The 14,584-nt window shown below is 36.7% G+C and carries 11 protein-coding genes and 1 tRNA gene; 6 read left to right on the top strand and 6 right to left on the bottom strand.

Features of this window, described 5'->3' with window-relative positions; genetic code table 11:
- Positions 1–67 precede the first annotated feature (67 nt).
- Positions 68–1,228 (top strand): hydroxymethylglutaryl-CoA synthase, encoded by a 1,161-nt coding sequence (locus RV17_RS09085; RefSeq protein WP_067484797.1) that lies wholly within the window; start codon positions 68–70, stop codon positions 1,226–1,228.
- 140 nt (positions 1,229–1,368) lie between these two features.
- Here the strand turns inward: RV17_RS09085 and RV17_RS09080 are convergent, their stop codons facing one another.
- The gene (locus tag RV17_RS09080) at positions 1,369–2,100 is read right to left on the bottom strand and encodes a class I SAM-dependent methyltransferase (protein ID WP_071869047.1); all 732 of its coding nucleotides are present in this window, start codon (positions 2,098–2,100) and stop codon (positions 1,369–1,371) included.
- Positions 2,101–2,195: 95 nt separating this feature from the next.
- Complete coding sequence (locus RV17_RS09075) at positions 2,196–4,871, bottom strand: cation-translocating P-type ATPase (protein ID WP_071869046.1); 2,676 nt, start codon at positions 4,869–4,871, stop codon at positions 2,196–2,198.
- A 349-nt stretch (positions 4,872–5,220) separates the two neighbouring features.
- Here RV17_RS09075 and cls point away from each other — a divergent pair, with 349 nt between their 5' ends.
- Positions 5,221–6,672 (top strand): cardiolipin synthase, encoded by a 1,452-nt coding sequence (gene cls / locus RV17_RS09070; protein ID WP_071869045.1) that lies wholly within the window; start codon positions 5,221–5,223, stop codon positions 6,670–6,672.
- A gap of 108 nt (positions 6,673–6,780) precedes the next feature.
- Here the strand turns inward: cls and RV17_RS09065 are convergent, their stop codons facing one another.
- From RV17_RS09065 to RV17_RS09055, 3 genes are all read right to left on the bottom strand, one after another.
- On the bottom strand, positions 6,781–7,221 hold the full coding sequence (locus RV17_RS09065) for a universal stress protein (protein WP_067484785.1): 441 nt from the start codon (positions 7,219–7,221) through the stop codon (positions 6,781–6,783).
- A 66-nt stretch (positions 7,222–7,287) separates the two neighbouring features.
- Positions 7,288–8,694: a C69 family dipeptidase gene (locus RV17_RS09060; protein ID WP_071869044.1), complete on the bottom strand. Its 1,407-nt coding sequence runs from the start codon at positions 8,692–8,694 to the stop codon at positions 7,288–7,290.
- Positions 8,695–8,846: 152 nt separating this feature from the next.
- Positions 8,847–10,241 carry a glycoside hydrolase family 1 protein gene (locus RV17_RS09055; protein ID WP_071869043.1) on the bottom strand — a complete coding sequence of 465 codons (1,395 nt, stop codon included), beginning with the start codon at positions 10,239–10,241 and terminating at the stop codon, positions 8,847–8,849.
- Between the two features lie 150 nt (positions 10,242–10,391).
- Between RV17_RS09055 and celB the strand changes: the two genes are divergently transcribed.
- The 4 genes from celB to RV17_RS09035 all read left to right on the top strand — a co-directional run bounded on the left by celB (position 10,392) and on the right by RV17_RS09035 (position 14,239).
- Positions 10,392–11,660, top strand: coding sequence for a PTS cellobiose transporter subunit IIC (celB, locus tag RV17_RS09050; RefSeq protein WP_067484776.1), 1,269 nt, complete (start codon positions 10,392–10,394; stop codon positions 11,658–11,660).
- 126 nt (positions 11,661–11,786) lie between these two features.
- Complete coding sequence (locus RV17_RS09045; protein WP_071869042.1) at positions 11,787–12,506, top strand: GntR family transcriptional regulator; 720 nt, start codon at positions 11,787–11,789, stop codon at positions 12,504–12,506.
- Positions 12,507–12,637: 131 nt separating this feature from the next.
- Entirely contained in the window at positions 12,638–13,609 is a 972-nt protein-coding gene (locus RV17_RS09040; protein ID WP_071869041.1) for a ring-cleaving dioxygenase, read from the top strand.
- A gap of 30 nt (positions 13,610–13,639) precedes the next feature.
- A complete protein-coding gene (locus RV17_RS09035) occupies positions 13,640–14,239 on the top strand; it encodes an alpha/beta hydrolase (RefSeq protein ID WP_071869040.1) in 600 nt (199 codons plus the stop codon).
- 208 nt (positions 14,240–14,447) lie between these two features.
- Here the strand turns inward: RV17_RS09035 and RV17_RS09030 are convergent.
- Positions 14,448–14,531 (bottom strand) — tRNA-Leu (locus RV17_RS09030).
- Positions 14,532–14,584: the final 53 nt, after the last annotated feature.

The raw sequence follows: 14,584 nt of genomic DNA, 5'->3' as shown, positions 1-14,584 counted from the left end.
ATTTCTTTTAAACATTTTGTGATACTTTATTAAAGTAAGTTTTAATTATGAGTGAAGAGGTGTTGAAATGAAAATCGGGATTGATCGTCTTTCCTTTTTTATTCCAAATTTATATTTAGACATGACAGAGCTAGCTGAGAGTCGTGGAGATGATCCTGCCAAATATCATATTGGTATTGGACAAGATCAAATGGCGGTTAACCGCGCAACAGAAGACATCATCACTTTAGGAGCGAATGCTGCTAGTAAATTAGTTACAGCTGAAGACCGTGAACAGATCGACATGGTCATCGTTGGAACAGAATCTGGTGTTGACCATTCAAAAGCCAGTGCCGTCATTATTCATCATTTATTAAAAATCCAACCATTTGCTCGTTCATTTGAAGTAAAGGAAGCTTGTTATGGAGGGACCGCTGCTTTACATATGGCAAAGGAATATGTCCGCAATCATCCTGAACGAAAAGTTTTAGTGATCGCTAGTGACATTGCTCGCTATGGTTTAGCAACTGGCGGAGAAGTTACTCAAGGGGTCGGAGCTGTAGCGATGATGGTCACTGCCAATCCAAGAATTCTTTCAATTGAAAATGATAGTGTCTTTTTAACAGAAGATATCTATGATTTTTGGCGCCCAGATTATAGTGAATTTCCTGTTGTTGATGGTCCATTATCAAATGCGACATACATCGAAGCTTTCCAAAAAGTTTGGCAACAACATAAAAAACAAACTGGTTTGACCTTAGAAGACTATCCAGCATTATGCTTCCACATCCCTTATACAAAAATGGGAAAAAAAGCGTTGCAAAGTGTTCTAGATGAAACAGATGAAGCAAATCAATCACGTTTGCTGACTCGTTATGATGAAAGTATCCAATACAGTCGTCGTGTCGGCAATTTATATACTGGTTCTCTTTACCTTGGCTTGATTTCCTTACTTGAAAATTCATCTGCTTTGCAAGCTGGTGATCGCGTTGGACTATTTAGTTATGGTTCTGGAGCAGTAAGTGAATTCTTCACGGGAATTTTAGAAGAAAATTACCAAGATTTTCTAGACAAAGAAGACCATCAAGCTTTATTTGATAACCGCCAACAAGTTTCTGTAGTAGAATATGAACAAATATTTAGTGAAACTCTGCCAGAACATGGCCAACATGCAGCATATAACAGTGACGTACCATTCTCAATTTATAAAGTAGAAAATGATATCCGTTACTATAAAGAAGCAGAATAAAAAGCAACTGCCCCGTACCAATCAACAAAAAATTGGTACGGGGCAGTTTTGTATTCAATCATGCGGATACGCTAAAATAATCAATTATCTTTTATTCTGATTACAAAAAGTACTATTCATTCTCACTAAGTTTTTGAGGACTAATCCCGTATCTGCCACAGAAGCACGCGATACGTTACTGTCGTTGTACTGATTTGTTCAGCTTTTTGGCTAAATAACTGTGAGATTTTTTTTTTCAGCTCAGCTGTCATCTCTGCTTCATAATATTCAGTTAACAGCTCTCGTGAAATCGTCTCTTTGATCTGATAAGTAAAATCTTTTTTCTTAACTGGAATTTCTTTACTCTGTAAAAATTTTTCTATTTGGTTACTAATGAAGGGTGTGGTGTTTGGATCTCTCACTGCTATACCTAATTCGTCATCTATAACTGTGAAAAGATCATCTTCTGATTGGATTACTCGTACCATGACACACCATTTTTTCGCTTTCTTCATTAGTTTTTCAACTTGTGTTGTTTGAGTAAAAGCTGGATTTGCCGCTGAAAAAATCACCTCGTACTGCTCTTTAGAATCTAAAAACTTAGCAAAAGTTTGTTTCTTGAACACCACATTTTCTGCTCCAGAACGTTTTGCCTTTTGTTGCGCGTATCGTAACATTGACGCTGAAAAATCAATTAACTCATACTTAGCAACCTGTTCAGCAAGTAATGGTAGATACCGACCTGATCCACCGGCAACATCTGCTAGTGATTCTGCGGGCAGTACAGATTCCTTGTATAAAAAGTCTACGATGTCCGCAACGATTGGCACTTGTGACTCTTCTTGAACTGCGTAGTATTCTTCTGCAAATTCGTCCCATGCTTCTTCATTCATTTCTTTCACCCTTAATTTCAAAAAAGAAGTATGCCAATCACTTAGCACACTTCTTTTTGTTTTTGTAGCTAACTACTCTATGACTAATCGCTTGTTTATTCTTTTTCTTTTCCATTTTGAACATGAACAATAATTAGTTTTGTGATTTCCATTAAAAGAATGGTTACAAAAGCAATCCCTAAACAAATCAAGATTTCTGATACGCCAAAAGCTGTTGGAATAGAAAAGACTTCTTTTAGTCCCGGGATCATTGTTAAGCTAAACAAAGCACTACATACAACTACTGCAATCAAGACAACTTTATTGGCAAAGAAGCCTGCTTGAATTGCTGTTTGCGTATTTGAACGTGCAGGGAATGTTTGTAACGTACGACACCAAATCAATGTTGTAAATGACATTGCTACACCAAATTCAGGTGAATGCTGCATCCCTAACCATTGTGCAAAGATAACCGCAATCCCAATCAAGATCCCACGATAAGTCACTGAAACCAATGTTCTACCTGTAAAGATCCCTGTATTTGGATCTCTCGGTGGGCGACTCATTGTTGCAGGTTCTGCTTTTTCTGTTCCTAAAGCAATTGCAGGTAAAGAGTCATTTACTAAGTTGATGAAGAGCAGCTGCAATGCTGTGAATGGATTTGACCAATCAGCAACCAATGCAAAGATGATTGCAATGATGGCACCTAAGTTTCCGGCAAATAGATAAGCAACAGCTTTTTTGATATTGTCAAACACATTACGTCCAACTTCTACTGCACTAACAATTGAAGCAAAGTTATCATCTGTTAAGACCATTGCCGCTGCATCTTTGGCAACATCCGTACCAGTTCCCATAGCAATCCCAATGTCTGCTTGTTTCAATGCAGGAGCATCGTTGACACCATCACCAGTCATTGCAGAAATATGCCCCTTCGCTTGCCAAGCGCGAACAATTCGAATTTTATTTTCAGGAGAAACACGTGCGTAAACGGTCACGTTTTCTAAGATATTCATCAACTCATCTTCTGATAAAGCATCTAGTTCTGTACCAGTTAATGCTTGGTTTCCTTCTTCAAAAATACCGATTTCTTTTGCAATTGCAACAGCTGTTGTTTTATGGTCCCCAGTAATCATCACTGTTTTGATTCCCGCGCTACGAGCTTCTTCAACAGCTTGTGTTACTTCTTCTCTTGGAGGATCAATCATTGCTAAGATTCCGACTAAAATCAGATCATTTTCATCATCAAAAGTTAAGTCTAAGTTATCGATTGGACGATAAGCGAAAGCCAACACACGTAAAGCACGATTAGAAAAGGCTTCGTTTTGATTTTGGAAATTGGTCATCAATTCATCTGTCATTGGTACAACTTCACCATTCAACAAGACTTTTTTACTACGGTTAAAGACGATGTCTGGTCCACCTTTAACCAACAAATATTTTTCATTGTCAAATGTATGTGCAGTTGACATCAATTTACGATCTGAATCAAATGGCAGTTCTGCTTCACGAGGAAAGTTTGAACGGATTTCTTGATAAGGTTGATTTAATTTTTCACTAAAATCAATAAAAGCAACCTCAGTTGGATCACCTAGTTTTGTTCCGTCTTCACTGATTGACGCATCGTTTGCTAACACAGAGATTTCAATCAAGCGACGTTCATCATCAGACCATTTTTCTGGATTGTCTGTAAAGTCTCCGGAATTGCCATTTGCTAAGTAATAATCAACAACCGTCATTTTATTTTGAGTCAAAGTACCTGTTTTATCGGTACAGATAATACTTGTCGAACCTAATGTTTCTACTGCCGGTAACTTACGAATAATCGCATGACGTTTGGCCATCTTATTTGTTCCTAAAGATAACACGATTGTAACGATTGACTGCAACGCTTCTGGAATCGCAGCAACAGCAACGGCAACAGCAAACATCACCGCATTAACAATATCAACAGTTAAGTCACCTGTACCTTCACCAAGGAAAATACGTAATAACTGGATGCCTAAAATCAGCAATGACAAAGCAAGAATTGCTAAACTTAACTTCTTACTAAATTTATCTAATCCACGTTGTAATGGCGTTGCTTGCTCTGTTGTACTTTCCAACAAACCAGCAACTTGACCAATCTCAGTGTTATTTGCAGTTGAAGTAACTAAGAATTTACCACGACCATATGTCACAATGGTTCCACTAAAAACCATATTTACACGATCACCAACGGGAACAGTATTTGTAATTTCAACAACTTCTTTTTCAGCTGCAGTCGATTCACCTGTCAACATACCTTCATCTACTTGTAATGAGCCAGCTTCTAATAAACGACCGTCAGCTGGAACGTAATCTCCTGCTTCCAGTAATACTAAATCGCCAACTACTAATTCTTTTGCTGGCACTGTTTTTTCTTTGCCATCACGAATGACGCGAGCGTCGGGTGCTGAAAGATTTTTTAATGCTTCTAATGAACCTTCTGCTTTTTTCGCTTGGACCACACTGATAACCGAGTTAAGCATCAATACCGCAAAAATAACGAAGAACTCAACATATTCGCCCATGATCATTTGAATAAGCGCAACAATCAGTAACACAATTACCATCGCATCTTTGAATGTTTCTAAGAACAACTTCCAAGTCGGCTTTTTCGGTGCTTCTTTCAATTGATTTAGTCCGTCTTTTTCCAGTTTTTCTTTTGCAAGCGTCGTGCTCAAACCATTATTTGAGCTGTTTGTTTGCTGCATCAACGAATCAATTGGTTCTTGATAAATCACTCGTTGTGCTTGTTCTTTGTTTTCCAAATTTCATCCCCCATTTAATCTTTTTGCTCCTAGTATTATTTGACTGAAAAAAAAGAGACCCAAGACAAATCAACATTTGTCTTAGGTCTCACCATTTCATACAATACCAGAAAACCAATTGGTTAACTTACTGTTGATATTATCGCAACGATTTGTTGCCGGTTACTCCCCTAAGGAGATATTCAACTGTACTAATATCCTATCGTATTAAATGACAAAAAGCAACTATTTTATTCAGTTTATTCAACTAATTCACTAGGTTTTCGTTGATTGAAGGCAGTTCTCCCACATAGGTTTATTTTTCGACTCATGTTATACTAACACTATTGAAATAAAGGAGGATAATTATTTGGTAGGATTTATTGTTTCAGCAATTTATTTAATTAATGCCGTTTTTGCATTGATAACTATTTTAATCAAGCCACGTGATGTCGCAGCAATTTGGGCTTGGCTACTTGTTCTGTTTGCATTACCTATTGTTGGATTTGTTCTATATTTATTTTTTGGACGCGGTTTAACAGACAAGAAAAAATTCTATTTACGACAAAGCGACTTAAAGGAACTAGAGAATTTTCAAAATTTTCGTGATGATACCATCGAGCACTATGATTCTCAAACAAATGAAATCGAAAAACAAACCTATGTTGACTTTTTCTCATCCTTGAATCAGATGCCTTTAACTCGAAAAAACGGACTTACATTACTCACTGATGGACAAGAAAAGCTAACCTCTTTACTAAAAGATATTGAAGAAGCCCAACATTCTATCCACATTGAGTATTATGCATTTGTAACTGATGAGATTGGCAATCAGATTTTGCGTTTATTAGAAAAAAAAGCAGCGCAAGGAGTTCAAGTTCGCCTACTTTATGATGCGTTTGGCTCACACGGTACAAAAGCAAAAGATTTTAACCAACTAATCGCTAATGGTGGAGAAGCTCAAACCTTTCTAACTTCTCAAGAAGCCCTGCTTCGTTTTCGTTTAAATTACCATGACCATCGAAAAATCGTCGTAATCGATGGAAAAATTGGGTATACTGGTGGCTTCAACATTGCCGATCAGTATGTCTACACAACCAAGAAATTTGGTTATTGGCGCGATACTCATATTCGAATTTTCGGTGCTGCTGCTTCACTGCTTCAACTTCGCTTTTTAATGGACTGGAACGTTTCCGTCTCAGAAGAAAAAAAAGTTGGCTATCATTTGGATTATTTCTTTAAGAAAGTTGACGAAAATAATGAACAACATGGTAACGCTGACATTCAATTAGTTTCAAGTGGCCCAAATAATGAACGCGAACAAATCAAGTTAGCTTTTATCAAACTGATTACTTCAGCCAAAAAGCGAATTTGGATTCAAACACCTTATCTCGTTCTTGATGAGAGTGTGATTGCTGCATTAAAAATTGCTGCTGCTTCAGGTGTCCATGTTAAAATCATGATTCCAAATAAACCCGATCATCCATTCATTTACCGTGCTACACAATATTATGCACGACAATTGATTAAGGAAAACATTGAAATTCTAGTTTATGAAGCTGGTTTTTTACACGCAAAAACATTGATTATGGACGATGAAATCTGCATGGTTGGTTCCGCCAACCAAGACATCCGTAGCTATCGTTTAAACTTTGAAACCAGTGCAGTCATTTATGATCATAAATTTTTAGAGCAACTTTCGAACAAGTTTCTTGAAGATGAAGAAGACTGTTCTGCTATGACAACAGAGACAGTCAAAGAAATGTCGACTTGGCTGTTATTCAAACAACAAATTTCCCGACTACTATCACCAATTTTATGAAAACGACGAAATAAAAAAAGCAATCCAACAAATTGACGTATCTTATTGTGAAGCCACTAATTGGCTCACCTTCGTCACTTGTTGTTGATTGCTTTTTTTACTCTTTATTTATTTCACTACTAACACATTGCATGACGCATGGTTCACCACGTATGCAGTAGTCGAGCCTACCAAAACACGTTCCACTGCATTTAACCCAGTTGATCCCATAATAATCAAGTCGATTGGTTCCTTTGACTCATTGAAGTTAGCAATAAGTGTCTTAGGATAGCCATAAAGGATATACGTTTCAATATCTGTCCACCCTTTTTCAATTGCTAAATTTCGATGAGCTTTCATTTGATTTTCTGCTACTTCATCGAGCTCTGCTTGTAAATTAGTTGTTACAAACGCAAAATCACCAAAATAATTCCCTGTTACTTCATTAACATATAAGATGTGCAAAGTTGCTTGGTTTCGTTTTGCAATCGCAATGGCTTCAAGAAATGCCTTTTCTGCTTTTTCTGAGCCATCAATTGCAACTAAAATATTTTGATATGTGTCCGTCATTGTAAACGCCTCCTTTTTCTTTAGTTTATCACTGTTTTTTTCTAGGGACAACCAATGTGGTCCTATTTAATCACCTAAATCAAAACGCAAAGTCATTTGTGTTGCTCCCTTTTCAACCATTTGACCTAGCAACGCAACCGTTCGATTGTAGCATTCTTCCGCAAGTTGTTGGTTGATTTCTTCTAAATAGTCGGTGCTAAAATCCTTTGTTGCTTGTGCATCAGCTAGCAACTGTTTATTTCTAAAAGAAGCCATACTTTCTTGTTCATAGTCAGCATAAATATCAGTAAAGCGGTCATAATCATAATCCCCAATCAATGCTGCCATGCAGAATAACCAATACGGATGATTAAAATCAAAACTAGTCGACGTGTCAGAATAACGTGCAGGTGTTTGTTCAACATTGGTATAAAAAGGAACCAACACATTAAATGTATTAGGCCCAAATGCTAGCCATTGAATACCGGAGATTGATTTAGGAACATCATTTCGCAATTGTAAAATATGACATTGAATATTGCGATTGATGCCAATTGGACGGAAGCTTTTCTTTTGCTGATCTGTTCCCACGCCGTACGCATCAAATACAGTATCTTGATAATGTGAACTCAAAACAAATTTAATCTCTTCAACTGATATTTTTCGATTTGCATAGCAAATGAACGGCAAATCATCATCCATTGGATCTTGCACGATTTCTGGAGTGAAATATTTTTGGCCATACCAAGCACGTGGATTATTATAATGATGATCTTTGATTGTGGCACTCCCAAAAATGTGGCGCAAATTAAGTGCTTCCTCTGGATTAGGATTCAAGTGATTGTTTTCGATTAATTCAACTAAATCTTCAGAGCACATTGTATTTTCTGAATCCACCTCAAAAGTATCAATATTCATTCGGTTTGGTGCAATGACATACGCTTCATCAGGAATCTTGATTGCTGCCCAATGATGCCCGCCGATTGTTTCAAAGTACCAGATTTCGTCATTATCTGAAAACGCAAGGGCATTAGGCTCGTAAGTTCCATATTCTTCTAATAACTGACCTAGTCGTGTAACTCCTTCGCGGGCACTGGAAATATAAGGTAAGACAATTGTTAATAGATCTTCTTCGCCAATTCCATTTTCTACATATGGATCAACACCTAAAATTCGTGAATTCGAAGTAATTGTTTCCGTTGCTGTCATCGCTACATTTGCTTGATTGATTCCTGCTTCACCCCAAATTCCGATTGAATCATCTGCATTTGGTGTGGCTGTGTATCGCAAAGGATTTTCAGGTAAGGAAATTGATACATGACTAATCTTAGACTCATAAATTTTAGGTTGAGATTCCGGTTGAACAACGATAAAACGTTTAGGTTCGATTGCTTTCTCACTGTCTTCATTTCGAGCAATCATTGTTGAACCATCGATGCTCGCCTTTTTACCAACTAAAATTGTTGTACATGAACTTTTTACTTTATTTCGCATGTTCTCCACTTCTTTCTCATTCGTTCTACTATTAGTCTACTGCGAATATTCCCAGAAGTGAAATGATACCCTAGCAAAAAATTAAACTGGAGGAAAATTTTGACATTTCCTCCAGCCTTTCACATTCATAATTTACTTCATTGCTTGGTTAATCAATCAAATCCATGATCATCAGCTACTTGTTTAAACCAATGACCAGATTTCTTGATGGTACGCGCCCCTTCTTTATCTAAATCAACAGAAATGAAGCCGTAACGATTCTTATATGCATTTGTCCATGACCAATTATCCATGCACGTCCACATATGATAGCCGACACAATTTGCTCCTTCTTCAATTGCTTGATGAACATATTTCAAATGATCTTTAACAAATTTGATACGATAATCATCTTCAATTATACCAAACTCATTAACAAATCGTTCTTCTCCTTCGACGCCCATACCGTTTTCTGAAATGAAACATTTGATATTACCATAGTTTTCTCGCGTATTCGTTAAAATATCATAGATTCCCTTTTCGTAAATTTCCCAACCACGATAGGGATTCATTTTTCTACCTGGCATTTCATAATTATCAAAGAAGTCTTCTGGCATTGGTGATACTACATTGACCAACGGTGTTTCTTTTGCTTTGATCCGTCGTGGTTGATAATAATTGATTCCTAACAAATCAACAGTATTGGCTTTTATCAATGTTAGATCCCCTGGAACAATTTCGGGAAGCAAGTTTAATTCTTTAATAATTGTAACTAGATCTTCTGGAAATTCTCCTTTGACAGCCGGATCCAAAAAGGAACGATTAAAAAACGCATCCGCAATTTTTGCTGCTTTGACATCTTCTGGATTAGCATTATCCTTTGGATAGCTTGGTGTCAAGTTTAAAATAATTCCGATTTCTCCTGATTGATTCAGTTGATGATAAGCTTGAATTGCCTTAGCACTCGCAATATTTTCATGATAACCAACTTGAATTGCTTCCTCCAAATTAATATGGTTTGGAAAATGAAACTGATACAAATACCCTCCCTCAACAGGTACGATTGGTTCATTATGCGTAAACCAGATTTTAACAATATCTCCAAATAGCTCAAAACAGGTTTTAGCATAGTTCGCATATGCATCCACTGTTTCTCGATTGAGCCAACCACCTTTTTCTTGCAAAGCTAAGGGCATATCAAAATGATATAAGTTTACAAATGGTTCAATACCATTTTCTCGTAATCCCTGAAAATATTCTCGATAAAAAGTGACCGCAGTTTGATTAATCTCTCCTGTTCCCTTTGGAATTAATCGACTCCATTGAATAGATGTTCTAAATGAATTATGGCCTGTTTCTTTCATCAATTGGATGTCTTCTTTGTATTTTGTATAAACCTGTGATGTTTTATCTGGGCCAACCTCATTAAAAAATTTTTCTGGTTCCTTTGTATACCAATAATCCCAAATGTTTTCACCTTTGCCGTCTCCAGCAATGCGTCCTTCTGTTTGTGGGCCGCTTGCAGCAGATCCCCACCAAAAGTTATTTGGAAAGTTATATTTTTTCATTTTAAAGGTCCTCGCTTTTTAGTTGATAACGCTATCTTATCTGAGGAATAAATAAAAATCAACACTTTTTATATAAATGACTAGACATTTATATAAATCGATGCTATATTTTGTTTGTAATCGATTGCAAAAAACTCAGAGGTGAAAAATATGAATGGATTTATGGACAAACTTTCCGAAAAAATCATGCCCTTAGCCAATCTCTTAGGGCAAAATCGTTACTTGACCGTTTTACGTGATGCTTTCATGCTTTCTTTTCCATTAACAATGTTTGGTTCAATTGTTGTAGTTATCAATAATCTTCCATTTTTCAATGATGCGACCAAAGGAACTTTATCTACTCTCTTTGGAAATGGACAAAATGCAACAATGAGTATCATGTCAGTATTTGTTACTTTTGGTATTGGCTATTATTTATCTAAATCTTATGACGTTGAAGGTATTTTTGGTGGAGCTGTTTCTTTTGCTAGCTTTTTGATTCTTACTCCGTTTGTTATGACTACAGCTGGTGGCGAGGAAGTTTCCGGTGTACTTACACTTGATCGACTTGGCGCCAAAGGAATGTTTATTGGCATGATTGCTGCCTTCTTAGCAGCGGAAATCTATTGTCGTATTACAAAACGTGGCTGGCAAATCAAAATGCCTGATGGTGTGCCACCTGCAGTTACGAAATCTTTTGCTGCTTTGATTCCTGCTGTTGTAACATTAACAGTCTTTTTATTTATCAACGCACTTGTGACTGGTATGTTCAATACTAACTTACACGATGTTGTTTACGAAGTAATCCAAAAACCTTTAACAGGACTTGGTAGTAGTTTGCCAGCAACTTTACTCGCTTTATTTTTTGTTCAATTTTTATGGTTCTTCGGGCTTCATGGACAAATCATCGTCAACTCAGTAATGGATCCAATTTGGAATACTTTAATGTTAGATAACTTAGAAGCTTATCAAGCTGGTAAAGACCTTCCGCACATTATTACAAAACCTTTTATGGAAACATTTACTGTTGGACTTGGTGGATCTGGAATGACTTTGGCCGTAGTTTTGATTATGGCTTTCTTCTTAAAGAAAAAACAGTACCGTGACGTTGGCCGACTTGCCCTTGCACCTGGTATTTTTAATGTCAATGAACCAGCAATTTTTGGCTTACCAATTGTTTTGAATGCAACAATTTTAATACCTTGGGTGATTGCACCACTTGTTGTGACCACATTGAACTATTTAGTAATGGCAGCTGGAATCGTTCCTCCTCCAACCGGTGTTTCTGTGCCATGGACTGTCCCAATCGTTGCTAGTGGTATTCTTGCAACTAATTCATGGTTGGGTGGTCTTTTACAAGTGATTGATTTCATTATTGTTGGACTAATTTGGTATCCGTTCCTGAAAGTTTTAGATAAACAACCCGTGACTGATATTTAAAACAACAAAATTAAGACCAAAGCATTGGATAGTGTCTAATGGATTTGGTCTTTTTCTTTTCACTTCTTTCTTCTAGTAGTTGTCCGTTGTTCCAACTTTCGCTATACTCAAAGAGAGGTGAATGTCGTGCCAAAATATGAAAATATAGCGAACACATTAAGAGATCGTATTCGCTCAAAAAAATACCCACCAGATAGTTTTTTACCAAATCAAACTGACCTAGTCAAAGAATTTGATGCTAGTCGTATGACAATCAAAAAAGCAATCAATATTCTCGCAATGGAAGGTCTCGTCTATTCCCAGAGAGGCTCTGGAACAAAAGTTTTGAACCATCCTTTTTTCAAAAAAGATACTTCTCCAGCCAATGAATACGAGGGGCTTAGTCATCAGATGGCGCGACGTCAGCAGTCATTAGCTAGTCAAGTTATCCAGTTCGACGTTGAATTTCCAAATGAACAAATACAAGAACATTTAATGATTCAGCCTGAACAACCTGTCTACAATATTCAACGATTACGAATTTTAGAAAATGAACCATATATATTAGAGCATACCTATATGCCTATCCATCTGGTTCCTGGTTTAAAACAAGAGCATTTGCTATCTTCTATCTATGATTATTTACATCAGTCGTTAAATATTTTCTTTGCTGGTGCCTACCGAACAATTTCTGCAGATAAAAGCACAGAATTTGATCAAAAATACTTGAATTGTTCTGCAACTGATCCTATTTTAGAAGTTCAACAAATTGTTTACTTAAAAGATGGTCAACCAATTGAATATTCAACAAGTCGTAATCGTTTTGATGTACGTAGCTATTCGATCTTAGATGTTCAATCAAACTAAAAACGGACCCAAGCTGGGTACCGTTTTTTTTCTTTTGCTAAAAGGACAGAATAATTGCATTATCTGCAGATTCTTACTATACTAGTGAAAATCAAACTTACTTTTTGTAAGTGTTTCTTGGAGGAACAATTATGGACACACAAATTAGAGGCTTACATCATGTTACAGCTATGACTTCTAGCGCAACCAAAATTTATCGTTTTTTTACTGATGTTTTGGGCTTGCGTCTGGCAAAGAAAACAGTTAATCAAGATGATATCGAGACGTATCATTTATATTTTACCGATGAAAATGGCGCACCTGGAACAGACATGACTTTTTTTGATTTTCCTTATCAATCTAAAGGTTCTAAAGGAACAAATAGTATTTCTCGCGTTTCTTTCCGTGTTCCTAACGACTCTGCCTTAAATTTTTGGCATGAACGTTTATCAGAGTATCAAGTTACTCATTCAGATATTAAGGAACGTTTTGGTAAAAAATATTTAGAATTCGAAGACTTTGATAATCAATCCTATCAATTGATTTCAGATCAACAAAATCATGGAGTTGCTGCTGGTGTGCCTTGGACAAAAAGCAATGTCCCTACTCAATTTGCACTTATCGGACTTGGACCAGTTTTTGTTCGAGTCAGCCGACTAGAAAATATTGAGCAAATTCTCAAAACATTACTTGGATTTCATGAAACTGCTAAAGAAGGAAATTTCCATCAATTTGAAGTTGGCGAAGGAGGAAACGGCGCAACCATTATTGTTGAAGTTCGTAATGATTTACCTGATGCAATCGAAGGTTTTGGAAATATTCATCACCTTGCACTCCGAGTTGCTGATAAGCAAGCTTTGCGCTACTGGATTCAACAAATTCAGCAAGTAGAATTGCCTGATTCTGGTTTTATTGATCGTTTTTATTTTCAATCTGAATATTTTTTAGCCTCTTCACATGTGCTTTTTGAATTGGCAACAGACGGTCCTGGTTTCTTTGAAGATGAAGAGAAAAATCATGCAGGGGAAAAGCTTTCTTTACCACCTGCTTTTGAAGAAAAACGTTTGGCCATCGAAGAGATCGTTAGACCTTTTGATACTAGCGATGCGAACATGCAACGTTAACAAAAATAATAACAACTCGAGGTGAGCAATATGAACTACATTTTTGAACAAGGAACAAAAAATGCAGCAAAATTTATTTTACTGCATGGTACAGGCGGAGATGAACATTCTTTACTCGAACTTGCGAGATTTATTGATCCAGATAGCTCAGTTTTATCGTTTCGCGGAAATATCCAAGAAAATGGAATGAACCGTTTCTTTAAGCGACATGGACTCAACCAATTCAATCTCAAAAATTTAGAAGAAGAAACAGATAACTTATTAAAGCACATTAAAGAAATTAGTGTAGAAAAAAATATTCCGTTAGAAGACTGGATACTACTTGGTTACTCTAACGGAGCAAACATTGCTGCGCACCTATTACTAGAAAGAGAACACGGACTATCTAAGGGAATCTTTTTTCATCCTATGTCACTGGGTGTAAAGAAACACTCGATTGACGGTAAAGATAAAACAGTCTGGCTTTCTTATGGCAATGGGGATCCAATCGTTTCGAAAGAATCTTTTGATGAACTAGCTAATGCTTTTGAAAGTAACGGTAGCCTCACTTATGTCTATTCTTCAAATCAAGGTCATGAGTTAACAATGGCAGAACTAGAATCAGCTAAAGCATGGGTAAATAACTTATAATGCAAAAAAGAGACTGGCAACACTAAAGATACAGTTGTTCTTAACGAATCCTTCAATTAAAAAAACCTAAAATCCGCGTTTTCAAAAACGAATTTTAGGCTTTTTTTAGGATAATTTTGTCCTAGATGTCTTTATTTCATTAAATATAATAAATAAATATTTTCTATAAAAAAACACCAACATATTTTTTATGTTGGTGTTTCATTGATACCGGCGGCCGGGGTCGAACCGGCACGACCTCGCGGTCACTGGATTTTGAGTCCAGCGCGTCTGCCAATTCCGCCACGCCGGCATATTAAAACTTATTTTAAAATGAACTGGGGTAGCTGGATTCGAACCAACGCA

Source organism: Enterococcus thailandicus (assembly GCF_001886265.1).
In the GTDB taxonomy this organism is placed as follows: Bacteria; Bacillota; Bacilli; order Lactobacillales; family Enterococcaceae; genus Enterococcus_B; species Enterococcus_B thailandicus.
The sequence above is the reverse complement of the archived record's forward strand: the minus strand, read 5'-3'. Positions and strand labels throughout refer to the sequence as shown.

Coding starts and splice junctions, on each gene's coding strand:
- RV17_RS09085 (WP_067484797.1), top strand. CDS start 68: ATGAAAATCGGGATTGATCGTCTTTCCTTTTTTATTCCAAATTTATAT.
- RV17_RS09080 (WP_071869047.1), bottom strand. CDS start 2,100: ATGAATGAAGAAGCATGGGACGAATTTGCAGAAGAATACTACGCAGTT.
- RV17_RS09065 (WP_067484785.1), bottom strand. CDS start 7,221: ATGACGGACACATATCAAAATATTTTAGTTGCAATTGATGGCTCAGAA.
- RV17_RS09060 (WP_071869044.1), bottom strand. CDS start 8,694: ATGCGAAATAAAGTAAAAAGTTCATGTACAACAATTTTAGTTGGTAAA.
- RV17_RS09055 (WP_071869043.1), bottom strand. CDS start 10,241: ATGAAAAAATATAACTTTCCAAATAACTTTTGGTGGGGATCTGCTGCA.
- celB (WP_067484776.1), top strand. CDS start 10,392: ATGAATGGATTTATGGACAAACTTTCCGAAAAAATCATGCCCTTAGCC.
- RV17_RS09040 (WP_071869041.1), top strand. CDS start 12,638: ATGGACACACAAATTAGAGGCTTACATCATGTTACAGCTATGACTTCT.
- RV17_RS09035 (WP_071869040.1), top strand. CDS start 13,640: ATGAACTACATTTTTGAACAAGGAACAAAAAATGCAGCAAAATTTATT.